Annotated in this window: 15 protein-coding genes; 9 read left to right on the top strand and 6 right to left on the bottom strand. The window is 70.6% G+C overall.

Annotated features, from left to right (window positions below; translation table 11 throughout):
* Position 1: 1 nt before the first annotated feature.
* The 4 genes from F1C12_RS10965 to F1C12_RS10950 form a co-directional block, all read right to left on the bottom strand.
* The gene (locus F1C12_RS10965; protein ID WP_258045844.1) at positions 2 to 1300 is read right to left on the bottom strand and encodes an MFS transporter; all 1299 of its coding nucleotides are present in this window, start codon (positions 1298 to 1300) and stop codon (positions 2 to 4) included.
* Positions 1301 to 1490: 190 nt separating this feature from the next.
* Complete coding sequence (locus F1C12_RS10960) at positions 1491 to 2669, bottom strand: CaiB/BaiF CoA transferase family protein (RefSeq protein ID WP_185275061.1); 1179 nt, start codon at positions 2667 to 2669, stop codon at positions 1491 to 1493.
* A 9-nt stretch (positions 2670 to 2678) separates the two neighbouring features.
* Entirely contained in the window at positions 2679 to 3287 is a 609-nt protein-coding gene (locus F1C12_RS10955; protein ID WP_185275060.1) for a helix-turn-helix domain-containing protein, read from the bottom strand.
* 105 nt (positions 3288 to 3392) lie between these two features.
* Positions 3393 to 5255 (bottom strand): adenylyl cyclase, encoded by a 1863-nt coding sequence (locus F1C12_RS10950; RefSeq protein WP_185275059.1) that lies wholly within the window; start codon positions 5253 to 5255, stop codon positions 3393 to 3395.
* Between the two features lie 252 nt (positions 5256 to 5507).
* Here F1C12_RS10950 and F1C12_RS10945 point away from each other — a divergent pair, with 252 nt between their 5' ends.
* Positions 5508 to 6581 (top strand): alkene reductase, encoded by a 1074-nt coding sequence (locus F1C12_RS10945; RefSeq protein ID WP_185275058.1) that lies wholly within the window; start codon positions 5508 to 5510, stop codon positions 6579 to 6581.
* Positions 6582 to 6600: 19 nt separating this feature from the next.
* Here the strand turns inward: F1C12_RS10945 and F1C12_RS10940 are convergent, their stop codons facing one another.
* Positions 6601 to 7275: a TetR family transcriptional regulator gene (locus F1C12_RS10940; protein ID WP_185275057.1), complete on the bottom strand. Its 675-nt coding sequence runs from the start codon at positions 7273 to 7275 to the stop codon at positions 6601 to 6603.
* Between the two features lie 59 nt (positions 7276 to 7334).
* On the opposite strand from F1C12_RS10940, the gene F1C12_RS10935 reads away from it, so the two are divergent.
* Positions 7335 to 8192, top strand: coding sequence for an SDR family NAD(P)-dependent oxidoreductase (locus tag F1C12_RS10935; RefSeq protein WP_185275056.1), 858 nt, complete (start codon positions 7335 to 7337; stop codon positions 8190 to 8192).
* A gap of 37 nt (positions 8193 to 8229) precedes the next feature.
* On the opposite strand, the gene F1C12_RS10930 is transcribed toward F1C12_RS10935, so the two are convergent.
* Positions 8230 to 9261: a LacI family DNA-binding transcriptional regulator gene (locus tag F1C12_RS10930; protein ID WP_185275055.1), complete on the bottom strand. Its 1032-nt coding sequence runs from the start codon at positions 9259 to 9261 to the stop codon at positions 8230 to 8232.
* A gap of 163 nt (positions 9262 to 9424) precedes the next feature.
* On the opposite strand from F1C12_RS10930, the gene F1C12_RS10925 reads away from it, so the two are divergent.
* From F1C12_RS10925 to F1C12_RS10895, 7 genes are all read left to right on the top strand, one after another.
* Positions 9425 to 10720, top strand: coding sequence for an ABC transporter substrate-binding protein (locus F1C12_RS10925; RefSeq protein WP_185275054.1), 1296 nt, complete (start codon positions 9425 to 9427; stop codon positions 10718 to 10720).
* Between the two features lie 64 nt (positions 10721 to 10784).
* On the top strand, positions 10785 to 11666 hold the full coding sequence (locus F1C12_RS10920; RefSeq protein WP_308457983.1) for a carbohydrate ABC transporter permease: 882 nt from the start codon (positions 10785 to 10787) through the stop codon (positions 11664 to 11666).
* Positions 11663 to 12604 carry a carbohydrate ABC transporter permease gene (locus F1C12_RS10915; protein ID WP_185275053.1) on the top strand — a complete coding sequence of 314 codons (942 nt, stop codon included), beginning with the start codon at positions 11663 to 11665 and terminating at the stop codon, positions 12602 to 12604. The genes F1C12_RS10920 and F1C12_RS10915 overlap by 4 nt, the downstream gene beginning before the upstream one ends.
* Positions 12604 to 13908 carry a glycoside hydrolase 5 family protein gene (locus F1C12_RS10910; RefSeq protein ID WP_185275052.1) on the top strand — a complete coding sequence of 435 codons (1305 nt, stop codon included), beginning with the start codon at positions 12604 to 12606 and terminating at the stop codon, positions 13906 to 13908. Before F1C12_RS10915 ends, F1C12_RS10910 begins: the two co-directional genes overlap by 1 nt.
* Before the next feature lie 46 nt (positions 13909 to 13954).
* Positions 13955 to 16966, top strand: coding sequence for an alpha-mannosidase (locus F1C12_RS10905; RefSeq protein ID WP_185275051.1), 3012 nt, complete (start codon positions 13955 to 13957; stop codon positions 16964 to 16966).
* Complete coding sequence (locus F1C12_RS10900) at positions 16966 to 20109, top strand: GH92 family glycosyl hydrolase (protein WP_185275050.1); 3144 nt, start codon at positions 16966 to 16968, stop codon at positions 20107 to 20109. Before F1C12_RS10905 ends, F1C12_RS10900 begins: the two co-directional genes overlap by 1 nt.
* 126 nt (positions 20110 to 20235) lie before the next feature.
* Positions 20236 to 21753 carry an APC family permease gene (locus F1C12_RS10895; RefSeq protein WP_258045843.1) on the top strand — a complete coding sequence of 506 codons (1518 nt, stop codon included), beginning with the start codon at positions 20236 to 20238 and terminating at the stop codon, positions 21751 to 21753.
* Positions 21754 to 21818: the final 65 nt, after the last annotated feature.

The following is a 21818-nucleotide window of genomic DNA, read 5'->3' as shown; positions in this document are numbered from 1 at the left end:
GTTACCTTCCGATGTGGATGCCGTTGAAACGGCGCGCCAGGACGTAGAGGACGATGCTGAGGACCATCAGGACCGCCCCGTAGACGGAGAACAGCCAGGTCTGGTGGATCTCGGAGCACCAGACCACCAGGTAGGCGGCGGTGCCGCCGAAGACCGCGACGCCGATGCCGTAGCCCAGGGCGGTCCCGGCTCCCCGCGACGCCTTCGGCATCAGGGTCGAGGACACGACGTTGTAGAGGGTCATGTTCAGCACCATGACGATGGAGCCGCCCAGGACGACGCCGGCGAAGGCGCCCATGCCGGGCCGTACGTACAGCAGGACGAGGAACATCGACGGGATTGCCAGGGCGCGGGTCCAGATGTACCACTTCGACAGGGCCTTGCCGTCGACGAGCTTTCCGACGATGAGGGATCCGATGACCATGACGACTCCCAGCAGCGTCGTGATGCCGAACACCGCAGTGGGCGACTCCTTCATGACGATCCGCGCCGTGTTCGGCAGGCCGGTGGTCCAGGCGTAGTTGTACACCTGAACGGCGCCGACGACGAAGACGATCGCCAGGATGCTCAGCCAGTTCCGTCCGACGCTGCTCCAGATCTTGCCGGTGGACGCCTCTTCGAGCTCCTGAGGCGTCATGGTCTCCGGCAGGCGCCGCCGCAGGTAGAGGACGACGATGCTTCCGACCACCGCGAGGGCGAAGGGGACGCGCCAGCCCCAGTCCGCCATGGCGGCCGGGCCGAGCAGGAGGACGGTCAGGAACGTGACGAGGGAGGCGGCGAGGATGCCGAAGTTGACGAACGCGCTCATGACGCCGGCGACGGTGCCTTCGCGTCCCTCGGGGACGAGCTCGAGGCCCTGAGCGGTCGCGAGCGGCCCCTCCACTCCGGTGGAGATGCCCTGGACGATCCGGGCGAGCAGAAGGATCACGCCCGCCCACGGGCCGATCTGCTCGTAGGTCGGGCAGACGGCGATGACGAGGGTGGTGGCCGCCATCAGGACGACGCTGAGGATCATGATCTTCCTGCGGCCGATCCGGTCCGCGTACGTGCCGAGGACGATGCCGCCGACCGGACGGAAGAAGAACCCGACGGCGAACACCGCGAGGGCGCTCAGGGTCGCGGTGATGGGGTTGCTGTCGGGGAAGAACTTCGGGCCGAGGTAGGAGGCGACCAGGCCGAACAGCATCCAGTCGTACCATTCCAGGGTCCCGCCGAGCCCGAGCGCGATGAGGCCTCGGCGTGTCTCGGGGAGGAGCCGGGCGCGAGTGCCCGGCCGAGTGCTGACTTCGTTGTCAATCAAGGGTTTCTCCTTATTCGCGAGCGCGAACCATCACCTGCGCGTCACCCCGGCCGGGCCGTCTCGTACGTACGGTCCAGCAGGGGTTCCGGCACAGCGATGTTGCCGGTGGATCGGTCATGGGTGTCGAGGATGCGCGTCCTCGGGAGGGGGTGTGTTAACTATATCGAACGCGTTAACAATAGTAAAGAAATCAGCCCACGACTTTCCGGGCCTTCAACCCGTCGATCACCGAGGCGGTGTAGCCGAGCTCGTGCAGCACCTCCGTCGTGTGCTCGCCCAGCTTCGGGGGCGCGTGGCGAACGGCCGGATCGACGGCCGAGAGCGCGATCGGGGGCGAGACCGTCCGCACGGTCCGCCCCTCGTCGTCCTCGAACTCGAGGATCATGCCGTTGTGGATGGTCTGGACGTTCTGGAGCGCCTCCGCCAGATCCAGGACCGGCCCGCACAGCACGTCCTCGGCCTCGAGCGCGGTCAGCCAGTGCTGCGTCGTCTGCTCGGCGAACCGGCGTGCGAGGATCTCGCGGATCTCGGTCCGGTTCTCGCGCAGGCTTCCCATGGTGCTGAACCGCTCGTCCAGGGAGAGGTCGGGCAGCCCGAGCGCGGCGCAGATGTCCGCGAGCGGGTTCGGCTTGAACGCCCCGATGACGACGATCTCCGCGTCGAGGGTCGGGAAGCAGCCCGTGAGCGGCATGAGCGCCCAGTTCAGCTCCTCGTCGATGGTCATCCGGGCCGTTGCCTCCTGCATCTGCAGCGCCAGCATCGAGTTGAGCAGGCTGACCTCCACGACCTGACCGACACCCGTGCGCTCGCGCTGCAGGACAGCGAGGAGGATTCCCTGTACGAGGTGCTGCCCGGCGGTGTAGTCGGCGATCGGGGTGGCGTAGATGGCGACCGGATGGCCCGGGTCGGCACGGCGTTTCATGACGCCGGAGTAGGCCTGGCCGAGGATGTCCTGCCCGCCCTTGTGCGCGTACGGACCGCTCCGGCCGAACCCGGAGCCCGCCGCCCAGATGAGTCTCGGGTTGATCGCCGACAGCTCGTCGTAGCCGAGCTCCAGCCGTTCCATGACACCGGGCCGGAAGTTGCTGACGATCACATCCGCGTCGCGGACGAGGTCGCGGATGACGCCTCTGCCCTCCGCGGAGGAGAGGTCGATGACGATGCTCCGCTTGTTGCGGTTCAGGCTGGAGAAGACGGGATTCTCGTTGCCAGCTGCGGCGAAGACTCCGACCCGGGACAGGTCGCCGGCGCCGGGGCGTTCGACCTTGATGATGTCCGCGCCGAAGTCACCGAGCGTCTGCGTGCAGGACGGCCCCAGCATCACCTGCGTGAGGTCGATGACCGTGAGTCCCTCGAGCGGTAGCGTCATCGGACGTCGTCACCAGCTCGGCGGGGAGATGACCCAGATCGCCCGGCAGACCTCGTCCGAGGTGTTCTTGTACCAGTGCGGGACGGTCGAGTTGAAGGTGATCGAGTCGCCTTCCTCGAGGACGTACTGCTCGCCATCGACGTAGACCTCTTTCCTCCCCGAGATGATGAGCCCGAACTCCTCGCCCCGGTGGGTGAAGGGGGTCCCGCTCGAGTCGTGCCCGGGTGGAGTCTCGACCCAGATCGCCTCCAGCGTCCCGTGCAGGTCGGGCGAGAGCAGCTCGAACACCGTCCGGCCGCGTGCCTCCGCCACCGTCGAGAGGAGGTCGCGCCGTTCGGACTTCCGCACGACGGGCGACCGCGAGACGGGCTGCTGCGCGAAGAGCTCGCCGACGGGGATGTCGAGCCCGTGAGCGAGCTGCGCCAGTGTCGTGAACGAGGGATTCGCGAGCCCGCGCTCGATCTGGCTGATGATCGCCGTGCTGAGTCCGGTGCGCTCGGTCATCGCGCTGAGCGTCAGCCCTCGCGCTTTCCGGCGAGCGCGCACGGTATCCCCGATGCCCTCCAGGATCACTTCCAGCGATGCGTTCGGGAGGGAGCCGGATTCGGTGTTCGCCATTCACGCCGCCCTTTCGTCTTCATTATCCTAAACTCGTTAACCGCTCCTTACGCACCTGTGGCCCGGGTCGCGCCCAGGCCACAGGGTTCGATTCCGGTCACGCGACTACTGCGCCACGCCGTCGCTGTAGGTGGTCACGGTCTGCGCGCTGCCGCTGTTCGCCCCCGTCGCCGCGGGACCCTGGCCGTCGATGACGTGGTCGATCGTGCCGGCGTTCGTGTTCAGCGCGACCGTGCTGAGGTCGTGCATCACCACGCCGGGCGTGTTCGGGACCTCGAACGACTGGGTCGCGTGGAGGGTCGGGTCGACGTTGGTGTAGATGTAGCTGCCCAGGCCCCACGCCTCGTGGCTCCGCACGGTGTCCGCCACCTTGTAGGCGGCGTACCCGTCGAGGCCGTCGTGCTGCCACGCGGCCTGGTCGGGCGCGTCGTAGGGGAGCTCGTTCTGGAAGAAGACGGTCCGGCCGCGTTCTCCGTTCCACACGACGTTGTACTGCTGGTAGTGCTCGACGAACAGGCCGGTCGCGGTCACGTCGTCGCCGTTCACGACGACCCCGGTGTCGGCCGTGTTCACGGTCCAGCCGACCGAGCCGGCCACGCCGTGGTCCGCGCGCCACGCCCAGATGTCGTCGAGGATGGTGTGGTCGCTGTTGACCTCCAGGCTCGTGGTGGCCCTGCCGACGTGCGGGCCGCCGATCCGGAAGAACACGTCCTGCAACGCGGTCGGGTCGCTCGCCGCGGCCACATGCGGGCCGCCCTTGTCGTGGCCGCTCCCGACCCGGAGGAGGGTGGGCGACTTCACCGGACCCGCGTCGAAGGTCAGGCCGGCGATGTCGACCCCTCGGACATCGGCCACCGTCATCGGGATGGCGCCGCCCTGCGCCGTCAGCGTGGCCATGCCGAGCCCGAGCACGACGGTGTCGGCCCGCTTCACGGCGATGCTCTGCGCGATGTCGTACACGCCCGGGGTGACGAGGAGGTTCTTCCCCTGCGCCAGAGCGGAGTTGATCTTCGCGATGGAGTCACCGGGATGGGCGACGAAGAAGCCGCTCAACGGCAGCGACCGACCGGGGGTGTGGCCGCTCGCCCAGGTGGGCCCCGTGGAGTCCGTCTGCGCGCTCGGCACGAAGACGCGGTAGTCCCCGCCTGCGTCCACGTACAGATACGGCTTCTCGCGCGAGGCCGGTGTCTCCGCCAGCGTGGTGTAGGCGGGGTTCGGGAACGACTGCGCCGGGGCGTTGATGTCGCCCGAGAACACCTGGTTCCACACGGCGTTGGACCAGCCGGCGCCGAGGTCGGTGTTGCGCACGTAGAACTGCTGCTGCGAGCCGTTCAGTGCTCCACCCTCCAGCCGCGAGTCGGCCACGAACCCGCCGCTCGCGTAGTTCGGGTTGTCGCAGTAGGGCATGAACGTGGTGTAGTCCTTGACGTCCACCCGACGCATCGGCGCGGCCTGCGACACCGCCCACATCTCGTTGCCGGTGTGGCACCCGTCGGACGTCGGCACCACGTGGATGGTCAGGTTGGAGACGGAGCGCCAGAACGTGTCCAACGCGCCGCTGCCATTCTTGCCTGTCGCGGTCACCCCGCCGTTGATGGTGACGGCCGACGGGTCCTGCCCCAGGCCGTCGACCTCGGTGTAATAGCCCACCTTGATGTCCAGCGGGTCGGTCGCGGACCCGTAGGTCCCCGGCTTGAACAGGAGCGCGTACCGCTGGGCGCCCATCTCGTTGTCGACCTGCTGCGCGTATATCGCGTCCGCCTTCGCCTGGATGTCGGCCTGCGGCATGTCCGGCGAGAAGACGATCACGTTCGGTCCGAGGTCGGGCTGCGGGGGAGGCGGGGCGGCGACGGCGGCTTGCGTGGACGCGAGCACGCCGAGGACTGCGGCGCCGACGGCGACCGCCGATCCGATGGAGCGTCGATGCGATCGAGCTGTGGCGATCGGCTGTCGGGGGGATGTGGGCACCGCGCACCTGCTTCCGTTGAGGCGGCAGCCGTGCCGTCCTGTCCGCGGATGCGTTCTCCGGGTGGGCATCATCGGCCGCCGAGTGAGGAACGGCCGCAGCTTAACCGGTTCAACTCGGCACCGTCAACAGGCTGCGTGTGGCCCGCCGGAATAGTCCGGACGCGAGCGCCGTTCCGACCAGGGGCTGCGCCCGACCGCGCAGTCGACCCCCGACCGCGGGTCCGCGTCCGCACACCGAAAGGCATCCCCTCGATGGATCTGTTCACACCCGTTTCGCTCGGCGACCTCCACCTTCCCAACCGCGTCGTGATGGCGCCGCTCACCCGCACGCGTTCGGGGGAGGCGGGCATCCCGGGGCCGCTGGTGGCGGAGCACTACGCGCAACGGGCGAGCGTCGGGCTGATCATCACCGAGGGCACCTACCCCAGTCACGAGTCGCGTGCCTACCCCGGCCAGCCGGGCATCGTCACGCAGGAGCAGATCGCCGGCTGGCGCGCCGTCGCGGACGCCGTGCACGCCGAGGGCGGGCGCATCGTCATGCAGCTCATGCACAGCGGCCGTGTCTCGCATCCGCTGATCAACGGGACGGACCGCATCGTGGCCCCGAGCGCCGTCGCGATCGACGGTGAGACCCGCACGACCACCGGCAAGGTCGCCTTCCCGGTGCCGCACGCGCTCACGCTGGACGAGCTCGCGGAGGTGCGCGACGAGTTCGTCGCGGCGGCGAGGAACGCCATCGCCGCAGGCCTCGACGGTGTGGAGGTGCACAGCGCGAACGGCTACCTGCTCCACCAGTTCCTGTCGCCGGTCTCCAACGTCCGCGAGGACCGGTACGGCGGGTCCCCGGAGGCGCGAGCCCGCTTCGTCGTCGAGGTGACGACCGCGATCGCGGAGGCCGTCGGCGCCGGGCGGGTCGGCATCCGGCTGTCCCCGATGCACAACATCCAGGACGTCTTCGAGACGGACCTCGCCGACGCCACCGCCACCTACGAGGCCGTGGTCGACGGCATCGCGCCGCTGGGCCTCGCCTACGTGAGCGTGCTGCACGGCGACCCGACCGGCGAGCTCGTCCAGGACCTGCGCGAGCGCTTCGCGGGCCCGTTCATCGTGAACAGCGGCTTCGGTTCGGTCACCTCGCGCGACGAGGCGATCGCACTGGTCGAGGACTCGCACGCGGACGCTGTGGCCGTCGGCCGTCTCGCGATCGCCAACCCCGACCTGGTCGAGCGGTGGAAGGGCGCGCACCCGGAGAACCAGCCCGATGCGGCGACCTTCTACGGCTCCGGCGCGGAGGGCTACACGGACTACCCGCGCCTCAGCGCGTAGCCGGCGGTCGCACCGCGCCTCACTGCGGGCGGCGCTCCGCCGACTGCCCGGTCAGGAGCGCCGTCAGGATCCGCTCGAGGCGCGGTTCGACGTCGATCAGCGCGTGGGACATCCGCGGGTCGGAGCGGTACAGTGCCGCGACCTCCACCGACGGTGTCGCGATCTGCCAGAACGTGCCGGCGAGAGAGGTCGCCGTCGCGACGAGGTCGACGCCGTCCAGCTCGCTCAGCGCGGGGAGCGCCGCGCGCACGGCGTCGACGATGCGGTCGAGGCACTCGCGGGTGGTCAGCTTGAAGGTGCGCACCGCGTCGAGCGAGACGTTGCGCTCCAGGTTGAGCGGCGCCTGGGCGAGGAGGTCGCAGAAGGCGCCGCGCGCCGCCAGGGTGCTCGCGAAGGCGGCGGCGACGACGGCGACCGCGTCCCCGCGCTTCGGCGCGGCCGCGATGCGCTGGCAGAGTGCGGGCGTCCACTCGCGCCAGCCGTCCGCGGTGAGCCGGAGGAAGATCTCCTCCCGGGTCTCGAAGTAGCGCAGCATCGCCGACTTGTGCATCCCGGTCTCGTCGGCGATGTCGGTGAGCGTCACCCGGCGGATGCCGTCGCGCGCGGCGAGCGTGCGCGCAGCCTGCAGGATCGCCGCCTCGCGGGCGTGCTTCGCCTCGGGGGAGCGGGCGCGCTGGAAGTCGGCGGTCGTCATGCTGAAAGTTTACCGCAACCGTGTTGCACAAAGTAATGAAACGGTGTTTTATTAACGACATGCAGAAGACATGGTTCATCACCGGTTCCTCCCGCGGCTTCGGCCGCGAGCTCGTCGTCGCCGCCCTGGAGGCCGGCGACCGCGTCGCCGCCAGCGCGCGGCGCCCCGAGCAGCTCGACGACCTCGCCACGCAGTACGGCGACCGGATCCTCCCGCTCGCCCTCGACGTCACCGACCCCGACCGCGTGCGCGCCGCGCTGGCCGAGGCGCACGCGGCGTTCGGGTCTCTCGACGTGATCGTGAACAACGCGGGCTACGCGAACGTCGCTCCGATCGAGACCGCAGACGACGCGGACGTGCGCGCCCAGTTCGAGACCAACTTCTGGGGCGTCTACACGGTCTCCAAGGCGGCGATCCCGCTGCTGCGGGCGCAGGGCGGCGGCCTGATCGTGCAGTTCTCGTCGGTGGGCGGACGGGTGGGCGGCTCGCCGGGCATCGCGTCGTACCAGGCGGCGAAGTTCGCGATCGACGGGTTCAGCCGCGTGCTGCGCGCCGAGACCGCGCCGTTCGGCGCCCGCGTGCTGGTCGTGGAGCCGAGCGGGTTCCGCACCGACTGGGCCGGATCATCGATGACAGTGCACGACATCCCCGAGGGCTACGAGCAGACGATCGGCGCCGTCAACGAGCGGCTCCGCCAGAACCCGGAGGGCCCGGCGGGCGACCCGCGCCGCGCCGCCGAGATCCTGGTGGCGCTCGCCGGCCGCGACGACCTCCCCGAGCACCTGCCGCTCGGCGTGAACGCGGTGGAGATGTCGCTGGCTCAGGATCGCCGCCTGCTCGCCGACGACGACCGCTGGGCGGCGGTCGGGCGCTCGGCGGACTTCGCGGAGGACTACCCGGTGGCGTTTCCGGTGTGAGCGGGGGCCGCGGGCACGTGGAGGGGGCCCGAACCGCTCACCGCCCAGGTGGCGCCGTCGAATCCCTCGCCTCCAGCGTGAGCGCCGGGCCCGGGCGGGACTCCAGGGTCTCGCCCTTCTCGATCTGCTCGAGCAGGAGGCGGGCCGCGCGCTCGCCGAGCTCCACGGTGTCGCGGTGGAGGGACGTCAGGGCCGGGCGTACCAGCCGCGCCATGACCGAGTCGTCGAAGGACACGATCGAGAGGCGCTCCGGCACGGCGAAGCCCATCTCGGCCGCGACGCCGAGGCCGGCGACGGCGAGGATGTCGTTGTCGTAGACGATCGCCGTCGGCGGCTCGGCGCGGGAGAGCAGCGCGCGGGTCGTCGACGCGCCCTGCTCAGCCGAGTAGTCGGTGCCGAACGACTGAGCCCAGGTCAAGCCGGAGGTCGCGGCGAAGTCCTGGAGGGCCGCGGTGCGCATCCGGGTGTGCTCGAACGCCTCCAGCCCAGCCACATGGGCGATGCGGGTGTGGCCCAGGGCGTGCAGGTAGCCGAAGACGGTCGTGGCCGCCTCGGAGTCGTCGATCCAGACGCTCGGGGTCGTGCCGGGCGGGTTCGGCCGGGAGCCGATGAGCACGGCCGGCATCCCAAGCTCGCCCAGGAGCTCGACGCGCTGGTCGGGGGTGCGCGGGTCGACCACGACGACCCCGTCCACCTGATGGCCGTTCCACCACTCGCGGTAGGTGTCGAGCTCCTCGGCGAGGTCGCGCGCGACCAGCAGGTTCACGCCGGTGTGCGAGCCGCTCAGCCCGAGCTGGATGCCCGAGATCAGGTCGCCGAAGAACGACTCCGTTCCCAGCGTGCGGGCCGGCCGGTTCAGTACGAAGCCGATGGTGCCCGCCCGCGCGCCGCCGAGGGCGCGTGCGGCCGAGTGCGGCCGCCAGTGCAGCTCCTGGGCGATGCTCAGGATCCGCGCACGGGTCTCGTCGGAGACGCCCGGCCGGTTGTTGAGGGCGAAGGAGACCGCGCCGGGGGAGACTCCGGCGCGCGCGGCGATGTCCGCGATCGTCGAACGCTTCGGCGGATTCACACCGGTCTCCTCTGGGTCGGGCGCCACGTCTCTATCTTGGCGGAGATGACTTGACTATATCGCTTTAGTAGGCGATAACTTCTACAAGCGAGATCGGCGGAATGATCGACTCATCCGTCACTAAACCGCTCTAGTCATCCCCTGTACAAAGGAGTCAGCCACGATGAAGTTCAGCTCCACACCCCGCGCGCGGCGTTCCGTCGCCCTCCGTGCCGCCGGCATCCTCGGCGCCGCAGCGGCCACCGCCGCACTGCTCACCGCCTGCTCCGCGGGCGAGTCGGGCTCGTCCGACGTCACCGGCAGCATCTCGGTGCAGACCTGGGCGCTCACGCCCAAGTTCACCGGCTACCTCGACGGCGTCATCTCCGCCTTCGAGAAGGCCCACCCCGGCACGAAGGTCAAGCTCATCGACCAGCCGGGCGACGGCTACTCCGACAAGGTGCTGAGCCAGGCGGCCTCCAACTCGCTGCCCGACGTCATCAACCTCCCGCCGGAGATCGCGCTGCCGCTCGCTCAGAAGGGCTTCCTCGCCGACATCTCCAAGTCGTCGAGCACGCTCAGCAAGACCTACGTCGCCGGCGGTCTCGACGCGTACAAGTACAACGGCCTGGACGGCGTCTACGGCTACCCGTGGTACCTCAACACGGACGTCGACTACTGGAACAAGACGATGTTCCAGCAGTGCGGCCTCGACCCGGCCAAGGTGCCCACCTCGACCGACGAGCTCATCCAGCAGGCCGCGACCCTGCACAAGGCCTGCCCGGACAGCTACCTGATGAGCCGCAAGCCTGGCGTCGGCGACTTCGTCCTCGCCGGGGTGCCCGTGCTCAACGCGAAGGGCACCAAGTTCGTCTTCGCCGACAACCAGAAGGCCGTCGACCTCATCCAGCGCTACGCCGACGCCTACAAGTCCGGCCTGATGCCGTCGACCGTCCTCAACAGTGACTACCTCGGCAACTCGACCCTGTTCACCCAGGGCAAGGTGGCGTGGACCACGGGAGGCGCGACCAGCCTGTCCGACTTCGAGAAGAACAACCCGTCGCTGAAGGGCAACGTGGTCGTCTCGCCCGCGCTCGACACCCCGCCGCTGTACGTGCAGGGGATGAGCGTCTCCGCCAAGTCGAAGCACCCCGCCACCGCCGAGGCGTTCGCGCAGTTCATCACGAACGCGAAGAACCAGGAGGCCTTCGCCCACCTGGTCAACATCTTCCCGTCCACGATCTCCTCCCAGTCCGACCCGTTCTTCTCCAAGGACGACGGGACCGAGAACGGTCAGGCGCGCGTGCTCGCCAACCAGGCGCTGAAGACGGCGAAGAACCTCAACCCCGTCCAGGTGAACCAGGCCATGTCGACGATCCTCGACCAGCAGATCGCGCTCGCGATGAAGGGCGACGCCTCCGCCAAGGACGCGCTGCAGACCGCCCAGACCAAGATGAACGGCCTCCTCTCGAACGGCTGAGCACCATCACTCACCCGGCCGGAGGTCCGCCTCCGGCCGGGTGACCGACAGAAGGGAGGCCCGCGTGCTGCGTGCCAACCGCTGGTTCACCCCCTGGCTGCTCGTCGCGCCCGCGCTGGTGTGGCTGATCGGCTTCAGCGTGTGGCCGTCGCTCAACACGGTCAGGATGTCGTTCACGAACGAGAGCCCGCTCGGCGGAACGAGCCGGTTCGTCGGCTTCGACAACTGGAGCCGGCTCTTCGCCGACCCCGACGTGTGGCAGGCGCTGCTCAACAGCGTCGTCTACATGATCGTGTGCCTGCCGCTGCTGACGATCCTCCCGCTGCTGATCGCCGTGCTGGTCGAGAAGAAGCTGCCGGGCATCGCGTTCTTCCGCACCGCCTTCTACACCCCGGTCATCGCCTCGGCGGTGGTCGTCGGCCTGATCTGGACGTGGATCCTCGACGACCGCGGCGTCATCAACGAGATGGTGAAGACGCTCGGCTTCGTGCACGGGAGCATTCCGTTCCTCACCGACCGCTGGCTCGTCCTGTTCAGCGCGATCAGCCTGACGGTGTGGAAGGGCCTCGGCTACTACATGATCATCTTCCTGGCGGCGCTCGGGAACGTCGGCAGCGAGCTCCACGAGGCCGCGGCGCTCGACGGCGCAGGGGCCGCCCGCCGGTTCTGGTCGGTGACCGTGCCGGGCGTGCGCGGCACGATGACCCTGGTCGCGATCCTGATCTGCGTCTCGTCGCTGCGCGTGTTCAGCGAGCTCTACATCCTGACGAACGGCACCGGCGGCCCGGGAGGCCAGGACCAGTCGCTCGTCATCCTCATCCAGCAGTACGCGCGCGGGTTCACCGGCAACCTCGGCTACGCCTCGGCCCTCAGCCTCCTGCTGTTCGTCGTCACGCTCGTGCCGATGCTCGTGCTCGCCCGCATCAACAGCAAGGCCGACCGATGACCCAGACCACGACAGCCACCAGCAACGCGGCCGCCGAGCTCGCGCTCGCGCCGGCCGCCGACATCGGAGCCCCGCGCGCGCCGCAGCGCAGGCGACGCCGCCGGGCGTGGGGCGTCATGTCCACCCGCGAGCGGATCCTTCGCTACGTGCTGCTCGTGATCGTGCTCTTCATCACGGTCGGCCCCTTCCTCTGGCAGCTCTCGACCTCCCTCAAGGGCGCGGGGGAGGACATCTACACCGCGACGCCGTCGTTCATCCCGTCGCAGCCGACGCTGGCGAACTACGGCAAGGTCGCCGACGCCATCCCGGTCTGGGTCTACATCGGCAACTCGCTGATCGTCGCGGCGATCGACGTCGTCGGCAACATCGTGTTCGCCACGTTCGCCGGCTTCGCGCTGGCGCGCCTGCGCTGGCGGGGCCGCAAGATCGTGCTGGGGCTCTTCCTGGCGACGCTCGTGCTGCCCGGCGAGGCGACGATCATCTCGCAGTTCGTCACCGTCAAGGACCTCGGCCTCGCCGACTCCCTCGCCGGCGTCGCCCTGCCCGGGATGATCGCGGCGCTGAACGTGCTGCTGATGTACAACGCGTTCCGGCAGATCCCCGATGAGATCGACCAGGCCGCGGTGGTGGACGGCGCCAATTCGTGGCAGCGGCTGTGGTCGATCGCCCTCCCCGCCGTGCAGGGCACGATCGCCGTGATCGCGATCTTCTCGTTCATCGGCGCCTGGGACGACTTCCTCTGGCCGCTGATCGTGCTGCAGTCGCCGGACAAGCTGACGCTGACCGTGGGTCTGCAGTATCTTCAGGGCACCTTCTCCAACGATCAGCGGCTGATCGCGGCGGGCACGATGATCGCGTTCATCCCGATCGCCGTGATCTTCGCCGCGCTGCAGCGGTTCTTCTTCAAAGGCGTGCAAGAGGGAGGCGTGAAAGGCTGATGCGGTTCGGCGTCAACTACACACCGTCGGGCAACTGGTTCCACTCCTGGCTGGACTTCTCGGCGTCCGCGGTCGCCCGCGACTTCGAGGCGATCGCCTCGCTGGGCGCGGACCACGTGCGGATCTTCCCGCTCTGGCCCGTCGTGCAGCCGAACCGGTCGCTGGTCCGGGCGAGCGCGCTGGCGGACATCGTGGAGGTCGTGGACATCGCGGCCTCGTTCGGCCTGGACGCCAACGTGGACGCCCTCCAGGGGCACCTGTCGAGCTTCGACTTCCTGCCGTCCTGGCTCGACTCCTGGCACCGCCGCAACATGTTCACCGATCCGGACGTCGTCGGCTCGACCGCCGCGTACGTCCGGCAGCTGGCGTCGGCGCTCGCCGGGCGCCCGAACCTCCTGGGCGTGACGATCGGGAACGAGCTGAACCAGTTCGCGCACGCGCCGCATCCCTCGCCGCACACGGTCGGCCCCGGGCAGGCCGCGAGCTGGCTCAGCACCATGGTCGCCGCTGCGCGGGACGGGCTCGGCGGCGCGGAGCGGCACGCGCCCTCCGTCACCGTCGCGCAGTACGACGCGGCCTGGTACGACGACGACCAGCCGTTCGGCCCGGAGCACGCCGCCGAGCACGGCGACATGACCATCACGCACTCGTGGGTGTTCAACGGGGCCGGGCAGCTGCACGGGTCGCTCGGGGCGGGATCCGTCCGCCACGGCGAATACCTGATGCAGCTCGCCGCGGCGTGGAACCGCGAGCCCGGCCGGCCGAACTGGCTGCAGGAGGTCGGGGCGCCGACGACCGTGGTCGCGCCCGAGGACGCCCCCGACTTCGTCGAGCGGACGATCCGGCACGCGGCCGACGTCCAGAACGCGTTCGGCGTCACCTGGTGGTGCTCGCACGACGTGTCGCGCGCGCTCGCCGACTTCCCCGAGCTCGAGTACGACCTCGGCCTGTTCTCCTCCGACGGCGTCCTCAAGCCGGTGGGCGCCCGCTTCGCCGAGGTCGCGCGCGAACTCGGCGGCCGCCCGAGCGAACAGGCGCCGCCGGCCGAGGCGATCGTGCTGGACGACGTGGACGCGCAGGGCCGGCCCAACCCGCACGTGCGGCGGTCGTGCGCCCCGGGCGGCGGCTTCGCCCGGGCCTGGCTCGCCGTGGCGGAGGAGTCCGGCCGCGGCCCGCAGGTCGTCCTGCGATCCCGGTCGACCGACCGGGCGATGCTGGACGCGCGCGGCATCGGCCGGCTGATCGAGGCGGCGGGGACGGCCGACGCTCCGGTGAGCGTGCCGCACCCGGCCGTCGCCCCCTGACCTCCGATTTCCTCGACATTCCTGAACCACCCCCAGAAAGGCAGCGATGCACGACGACATCCCCCTGACCACCGGACGCGCGCGCCGAGTGCTCGACGAGCGGATCCTCCCGGCCGTCCACAGCGAGACGGCGCCGGTGGAGATCGCCTGGAACGTGCTGCCGGGCGAGCCGATCCCGCCCGCCGAGGGTCTCGCGCTGGACTACACGCCGTACGAGGTGGGCACGCCGTGGGGCCGCGCCTGGGGCACCACCTGGTTCCGGCTGACCGGCGCCGTGCCCGCCGCCTGGGCCGGCCGCCGCGTGGAGGCCGTCATCGACCTCGGCTTCGACAAGAACATGCCCGGCTTCCAGTGCGAGGGCCTGGTCTACCGGGCGGACGGCTCACCGGTGAAGTCGATCAACCCGCGCAACCAGTGGGTGCTCGTCGCCGAGAGCGCGGAGGGCGACGAGGAGGTCGAGCTGTTCATCGAGGCGGCCTCCAACCCGGTGCTGCTCGACTACCACCCCTTCCTGCCGACGCAGGAAGGGGACATCCTCACCTCCTCGGCGAAGCCGCTCTACACGACGCGTCGCATCGAGCTGGCCGTGTTCGAGGCCGAGGTGCACGCGCTCGCGCTCGACATCGAGGTGCTGCTGGAGCTGCAGCAGGAACTCCCGGACGGACCGCGGAAGATGCGCATCCTGCAGGCCCTCGACGACGCGCTCGACGCGCTCGACCTGCAGCGCATCCCGGAGACCGCACCAGACGCCCGCGCCCCGCTCGCGGGCGTGCTCGCCTCGCCGGCCGAGGAGTCCGCCCACCGCATCTCCGCGGTCGGCCACGCCCACATCGACTCGGCCTGGCTCTGGCCCGTGCGCGAGACGGTCCGCAAGGTTGCGCGCACGACCTCCACCATGACCGAGCTCATCGACCAGACCGACGACTTCCTCTACGGGATGTCGAGCGCGCAGCAGTACGCGTGGGTGAAGGAGCACCGGCCGGAGGTGTGGGAGCGGATCACCGCCGCCGTCGCCGCCGGTCGGTTCCTGCCGCTCGGCGGAATGTGGGTGGAGTCCGACACCGTGATGCCGACGGGCGAGTCGATCGTCCGCCAGTTCTCGCAGGGGCAGCGGTTCTTCCGCGAGCAGTTCGGGATCGCGCCGAAGGGCGCCTGGCTGCCGGACAGCTTCGGCTACTCGCCCGCCCTCCCGCAGCTCATGCGGCGGGCCGGGTTCGAGTGGTTCTTCACGCAGAAGATCTCGTGGAACCAGGTCAACAAGTTCCCCCACCACACGTTCCTATGGGAGGGCATCGACGGGTCGCAGCTGTTCTCGCACTTCCCGCCGATGGACACCTACAACTCGCAGCTCTCCGGGTCGGAGGTCGCCCGCGCGTCGCGCCAGTTCCGCGAGAACCGGCACGCCACCGGCTCGATCGCGCCGGTCGGCTGGGGCGACGGCGGCGGCGGGACGACGCGCGAGATGACCGGAAAGGCCGCGCGGCTCGCGAACCTCGAGGGGAGCGCCCGCGTGGCCTGGGAGCACCCGGACGCCTTCTTCGAGCGCGCCCGTGCCGAGCTGCCGAACCCGCCGGTGTGGGTCGGGGAGCTCTACCTGGAGCTGCACCGCGCCACCCTGACCTCCCAGCACCGCACGAAGCAGGGCAACCGGCGCACCGAGCACCTGCTCGTCGAGGCCGAGCTGTGGAGCGCGACCGCGGCGGTCCGGGCCGGCCTCCCGTACCCGTACGAGCAGCTGGACCGGCTGTGGCAGCAGGTGCTGCTGCTGCAGTTCCACGACATCCTGCCCGGCACGTCGATCGCGTGGGTGCACCGCGAAGCGGTCGCTACCTACGCGGCCGTCGCCGCCGAGCTGGAAGAGCTCATCGCGTCGGCGCTGGCCGCGCTCGCCGGCTCCGGCGACGAGGAACTGGTCGCCAACCCGGCCGCCACGGCGCTCGGCGCACTCCAGGCCCACGCAATCGCGCCCGCCGAGCGGTCCGCCGCCGAGCCGGTCTGGTTCGACCAGGGCCCGGAGGGCTTCCGGCTGCGCAACGGCGTGGTGTCCGTGGTCGTCGGGCACGACGGCCTGGTCACCTCGGCGGTGGACCTCGCGACCGGCAGGGAGGCGATCGCCCCCGGCGCAGAGGCGAACCTCCTCCAGCTGCACCAGGACTTCCCGAACATGTGGGACGCCTGGGACGTCGACCGGTTCTACCGCAACCGCGTCGAGGACCTCCGCGAGGTCGACTCGATCGAGGGCGGGATCGGGGAGGACGGGGTCGCCCGCGTCATCGTGAAGCGCTCCTTCTCGACGTCGACGGTCACGCAGACCCTCTCGCTCGCGGCGGGGTCGCGCACGCTGGAATTCGAGCAGTCGACCGACTGGCACGAGACCGAGAAGTTCCTCAAGGTCGCGTTCCCGCTCGACGTGCGTGCGGAGCACACCATCGCGGAGACGCAGTTCGGCGCGCACAAGCGCGTCACGCACACGAACACCTCGTGGGAGGCCGCCAAGTTCGAGACCTCCATGCACCGGTTCGTGCTGGTGGAGGAGCCGGGATTCGGCGTCGCGCTGGTCAACGACTCGAGCTACGGCTACGACACCGAGCGCTCGGTGCGCGACGGGGAGGTCACCACGACCCTCCGGCTGTCGCTGTTGCGGGCCCCGCGCTTCCCCGACCCGGAGACCGACCAGGGGGTGCAGACCCACCGGTACGGCTTGGTGATCGGCACGTCGGTGGCCGGCGCGACCGCGGCGGGCGTGCTGATGAACCAGAACGCCCGGACGATCCGCGGCGCGCACGCGGTGTCCCCGTTGGTCTCGGTGGAGGGCGGCGCCGTCGTCTCGAGCGTGAAGCTGGCCGACGACCGCAGCGGCGACCTGATCGTGCGCGTGTACGAGCCGGAGGGCCGGCGGGCGACCGCGCGGCTCCGGGTGGACGCCCCGGTCGGCGCCGCGCGCACCGCGACGCTGCTGGAGGAGCAGCTGCCCGGGGAGCCGGCGGCCGACGCGGGGAGCGTCGAGCTGACCCTGTCGCCGTTCGAGGTGCGCACGCTGCGCTTCGCGGTGCGGTGATGACGGCCTCCCGTCATCGGGCGGGCGGCCCGGCCTTCGCGCCGGCGGCCCGTCCCGGCGCCGGCTTCCGCTCGGTCGAGGCCCTGGCGCTGACGACGACGGCGGGAGGGCGGGTCGAGAGTCCGCTCCCCGCCCTCCGCGATCACGTGATCCGGCCCGGCGATCAGTTGGTGTGGCACTGGTTCCCGGAGCGCACCCTGCCCGCGGGCGCTGCCGAGCCGGACACGGCCGACCTGGCGTCGTTCTGGGCGGCGACCGCGTTCGCGGTCGACCTGGTGCTCGACGACGGGACCCGCCTCTCCGAGTACGCGCTCCGCGACCAGTACGGCACGGCGGCTACGCCCGAGGCGCAGGACGACGCCCGGATGACCTGGGTGGACCAGTGGAACCGCCGCGCGGTGCCGCTGGCCGCGCTCGCGGGCCGACGCGTGGTGGAGGCCATGGCGGTGCTCGGGCGCGAAGACCGCGACGGGACGGCCGCGGCCGAGCCTCTCCGGATCACCGGCTGGCTCGACGCCGTCGCCATCGAGCCACGGCCGCAGAGCCCGGCCCGACCGATCGACGCCGTGCGCACGACCCGCGGCACCCAGTCGTCCGGCGAGTTCTCGCGCGGCAACACGGCGCCCTTCGTGGCGGTCCCGCACGGCGGCGTCTTCGGCCTCCCGATGACCGACGCGGATCAGAACCGCTGGCCGTACGCCTTCCACGCGCACAACCGGAAGGCCGACAACCGGCCGGCCATCCAGGCGTTCGCCACGTCGCACCTCCCGTCGCCGTGGATGGGGGACCGCGGGGTGTTCCAGGTGATGCCCAACCCGTCGGAGCATCCCGCCACCGGACGCGCCGAGCGCGCCCTGGCCTTCGACCACGACGACGAGCTCGACGGCCCGCACCGCTACCGGGTGCGGCTTGCTGCGCCCCACGGCGGCGCGGTCGACGCGACCATGACGGCCGGCGCGTTCGCGCTCGGCTGGCGGTTCGGGTTCGAGACCGGCCGCGACCGGGCGTCGATCATCCTCGACCACCACGGCGAGCTGCGGGAGGCCCGCGTGCGGCTGGAGGGCGGCGACGCCGTCGTCGAGGCGCTGCTGGACGACCGGCCGGGGACTCCCGTGCACTACCTCCATCTCCGGATCGCCGGAGCGCTGGCCGACCGCACCCGGTTCCGCAGCGGGCTGCTCCGCGGCTACGTCGTCGTCGCGGCCGATCACCCGGTGGACGTGCTGCTCGGCATCTCGACGCTCTCGTTCGCCGACGCCGAGGCGAACCTCGCCGCGGCCGGCGGCTTCGACGCCATGCTCTCCGGCGCGGAGAGCGCATGGGAGGAGAAGCTCGGAACGCTCGTGATCGACGGGGCGACCGACGACCAGCTCGTCTCGGTGTACTCGGGCCTGTACCGGCTGTTCCTCCATCCGCTGCGCGCGGGCGAGTCCGCGCTGACCGCCGAGCCGCGGCACCGGGCGCTCTCCACCGGAGAGCCGACGGCCGGCGACCTCTCGACCACGAACGGCTTCTGGGACACCTACCGGACGGCGTGGCCCCTCCTCGGCCTCCTGACCCCGGACGACGCGGGCGCGCTCGCGCAGGGTTTCGTGCAGCACTTCCTTGACGACGGCTGGACGCCCCGCTGGAGTGCGCCGGGCCCGGAGGACGTGATGACCGGCACGACGAGCGACGTGGTGTTCGCCGACCTCCTGGTCAAAGGCGTCCCGGGGCTGGACCTCGTGGAGGCCTACCGCAGCGCCGTGAAGAACGCGACCGTGCCGTCCCCGGATCGGCGCGTGGGCCGCAAGGGGATGCTGCCCGGCGCGTTCCGCGGCTACGTCGACACCGACACGCACGAAGGCATGTCCTGGACGCTCGACGCCGCCATCGCCGACTGGGGCGTCGCCGCGATGGCACGGCTGCTGCTCGACCGGGCCGAGCAGGGATCGGCGGAGGCGGCGCGGCTGGCCGCCGAGGCCGAGTGGTTCGCCCGCCGCTCGCTGGGCTATCGCGCCGTCTTCGACCGCGAGCTCGGATTCTTCCTCGGCCGCCGTCCGGACGGAGACTGGCGTGCGTCGGCGGAGGACTTCGATCCGGACGACTGGGGCGTCGACTACACCGAGACCAACGCCTGGGGCACGATGTTCACCGTGCCGTACGACGGCGCCGGGCTCGTCGAGCTGCACGGCGGCGAGGACGGGCTGAAAGACGCTCTCGACCGGTTCTTCGCTCGGCAGGAGACCGGCTCGTCGCGTCACCGCGGCTCATATCCGCACGCCATCCACGAGATGACGGAGGCGCGCGACATCCGCTCCGGCATGCTCGGGATGTCGAACCAGCCCGCGCACCACATCCCGTTCGTCCCGATGTTCGCCGGCGACCACGACCGCGCGCACGCGGTGGTGCGGGACAGCCTGCGCCGGCTGTTCGTTGGCTCCGACATCGGCCAGGGCTACCCGGGCGACGAGGACAACGGCGAGATGAGCGCCTGGTACGTGTTCTGCACGATCGGCCTCTACCCGCTCGCGCCGGCGACGGGAGGCTACGTGCTCGTGCCGCCCTCCGTCCGCCGGGCCGAACTGAGGCCGCCCGGCCGCCCGGTCACGGTGATCGAGGTCGTCGCGGGCTCGGGCGACCACATCGCGGCGGTCCGCGTGAACGGCGAACCCTGGGAAGCGGTGACCATCCCGCACGCGGTGATCGCGGCCGGCGCCCGGATCGAGTTCGAGCTGACGGATCGCCCGGCCGGCTGGGCGGCGGGCTCCCGGCCGGTGAGCGCCTCCGAGCTGCACGGGTACGCCGACCGGGCCACGGATGTCCTGAGCGCGGACGCGCATCCGCTGACGGACGACAGCGGTGAGACCACCGTCGCGCTCCGGGTCGGCGAGACCGTCGACCTGCCGGTCGATGTCGCCGACGCGTCACTGCTGACGGTGACCGTCCCCGAGCCTGCCGTGCTCTCCTGGCAGGTCGGATGGGTCGGGACGGACGGCGAGGAGGTGGACGCGGGGCGGTACGAGGACGAGGTGTTCGACTGGCCCGGCCAGACCAGGGCCTTCCGGATCGCCGGGGGACTGCGCGGCGCCCTGCGCCTGACCGCGCTCTCCGACTGCCGCCTCACCCAGCTGGAGGTGATCCCGCGCAGCCGGCGGGCGTGAACGGGCCAACTGTTCCGCTGCAGTCAACCGCCGTGCACCGCACGGCAAGCGCGGGACGCGCCCGCGCGATTGGATCGTCTTCAATCGCGCATCCCCCTGAGCGCGTCCCATCGAGGGAGAAGCCCCGTGACCTCCACCTCTGACACCGCTGTCAGCGTCACCCCCCACACCGCTGCCCACCGCCGGCTCGGCGTGCCCGCCGTCACCTTCATGATCGTCGCCGCCTCCGCGCCGCTGACTGTCCTGGCCGGCGGCGTCACGACGACCTTCGCCGTCACCGGCGTGCTCGGCGTGCCGTTGTCGTTCCTGCTGCTCGGCGTCGTGCTCGCGATCTTCGCGGTCGGCTACGCCGCGATGAGCCGGTACGTCACCAACGCGGGAGCGTTCTACTCCTACGTCTCGCAGGGCATCGGGCGTCCGCTCGGCGTCGGCGTCTCCATCGTCGCGCTCGTGTCGTACAACGCCATGCAGATCGGCGTCTACGGGCTGTTCGGCTATCAGGTCGCCTCCCTCCTGAACACGAAGTTCGGCTGGGATCTGCCGTGGTGGCTCCCGATCATCGTCTGCATCGCGATCGTCGGCGTCCTGGGCGTGAACCGGGTCGACCTGTCGGCGAAGGTGCTCGGCGTGCTGGTCGCGCTGGAGTTCCTCGTCGTCATCGTCTACGACGTGGCGGCGTTCGTCGTCGCGCCGGAGGGGGTCAGCGCGCAGGCGCTCAGCCCGTCCGCCCTGTTCGTGCCCGGCATCGGCGCCGTCTTCGCGTTCGGCATCGCCGCGTTCATGGGCTTCGAGGGCGCCGCGATCTACGGCGAGGAGGCCAAGGACCCGAAGCGCACGGTCGCCCGGGCCACCTACACGGCCGTCGGCGTGATCGCGCTGTTCTACGCGCTGTCGTCCTGGGCGATGACCATCGCCTCCGGTCCGAGTCACGTGATCAAGGACTCCACCGAGCAGGGACCGAACCTGATCTTCTCGTTCCTGGAGTCGAACGTCGGCGTGCTCATCAGCGACATCGCCCAGGTGCTCTTCATCACCAGCCTGTTCGCGTCGCTCGTCAGCTTCCACAACGCCGTCGCGCGTTACTTCTTCTCCCTCGGCCGGGAGGGCGTGCTGCCGTCGTGGCTGGCCCGGGTGCGCGCGCACAGCCGGGCGCCGTGGGCCGGGTCGCTCGCCCAGACCGTCCTCGCGCTCGTCGTGATCGCCGCGTTCGCGCTCGCCAGCGTCGGCTGGGTGCCGCCGAAGGGAGCGCCGGCGATCCTGTTCCCGGTGCTGACGCTGTTCTCGTGGCTGACCAACACCGGCGCTCTCGGGCTGGTCCTGCTGATGGCGATCGTGTCCTTCGCGGTCATCGGCTTCTTCCGCCGCTCGCACCACGGGCTCGGCGCCTGGCAGCGGGTCGTCGCCCCGGTGGTGTCGGGGCTCGGACTGACGGCGGTCTTCGTCCTCATCGTCGTGTACTTCAACACCCTGCTGACCAGCGACCCCACGGCGCCGCCGTCGGCGACCACGTTCCTCCTCCCGGCGATCGTCATCCTCTCCGGTGTCATCGGGGTGGTCTGGGGCTACGTCCTCAAGCGCCGCAACCCGCGCGTCTACGCCCAGATCGGCCACGGCACCGAGGAGCAGAACGCCCCCGAGCTGTAACCATCCGCCGAAGGGCACGTAAACGCCCCTAAAACTGGGTTTTAGGGGCGTTTACGTGCCCTTCG

It is taken from the genome of Leifsonia shinshuensis, from assembly GCF_014217625.1.
In the GTDB taxonomy this organism is placed as follows: Bacteria; Actinomycetota; Actinomycetes; order Actinomycetales; family Microbacteriaceae; genus Leifsonia; species Leifsonia shinshuensis_A.
Note: the sequence above shows the minus strand (reverse complement) of the source record. Positions and strands in the feature narration are given on the sequence as shown.

Excerpts from the sequence above, each read along its gene's own strand:
- F1C12_RS10925 (WP_185275054.1), top strand. The coding sequence starts at position 9,425 with ATGAAGTTCAGCTCCACACCCCGCGCGCGGCGTTCCGTCGCCCTCCGT.
- F1C12_RS10960 (WP_185275061.1), bottom strand. The coding sequence starts at position 2,669 with ATGACGCTACCGCTCGAGGGACTCACGGTCATCGACCTCACGCAGGTG.
- F1C12_RS10910 (WP_185275052.1), top strand. The coding sequence starts at position 12,604 with ATGCGGTTCGGCGTCAACTACACACCGTCGGGCAACTGGTTCCACTCC.
- F1C12_RS10940 (WP_185275057.1), bottom strand. The coding sequence starts at position 7,275 with ATGACGACCGCCGACTTCCAGCGCGCCCGCTCCCCCGAGGCGAAGCAC.
- F1C12_RS10945 (WP_185275058.1), top strand. The coding sequence starts at position 5,508 with ATGGATCTGTTCACACCCGTTTCGCTCGGCGACCTCCACCTTCCCAAC.
- F1C12_RS10905 (WP_185275051.1), top strand. The coding sequence starts at position 13,955 with ATGCACGACGACATCCCCCTGACCACCGGACGCGCGCGCCGAGTGCTC.
- F1C12_RS10915 (WP_185275053.1), top strand. The coding sequence starts at position 11,663 with ATGACCCAGACCACGACAGCCACCAGCAACGCGGCCGCCGAGCTCGCG.
- F1C12_RS10935 (WP_185275056.1), top strand. The coding sequence starts at position 7,335 with ATGCAGAAGACATGGTTCATCACCGGTTCCTCCCGCGGCTTCGGCCGC.
- F1C12_RS10955 (WP_185275060.1), bottom strand. The coding sequence starts at position 3,287 with ATGGCGAACACCGAATCCGGCTCCCTCCCGAACGCATCGCTGGAAGTG.
- F1C12_RS10900 (WP_185275050.1), top strand. The coding sequence starts at position 16,966 with ATGACGGCCTCCCGTCATCGGGCGGGCGGCCCGGCCTTCGCGCCGGCG.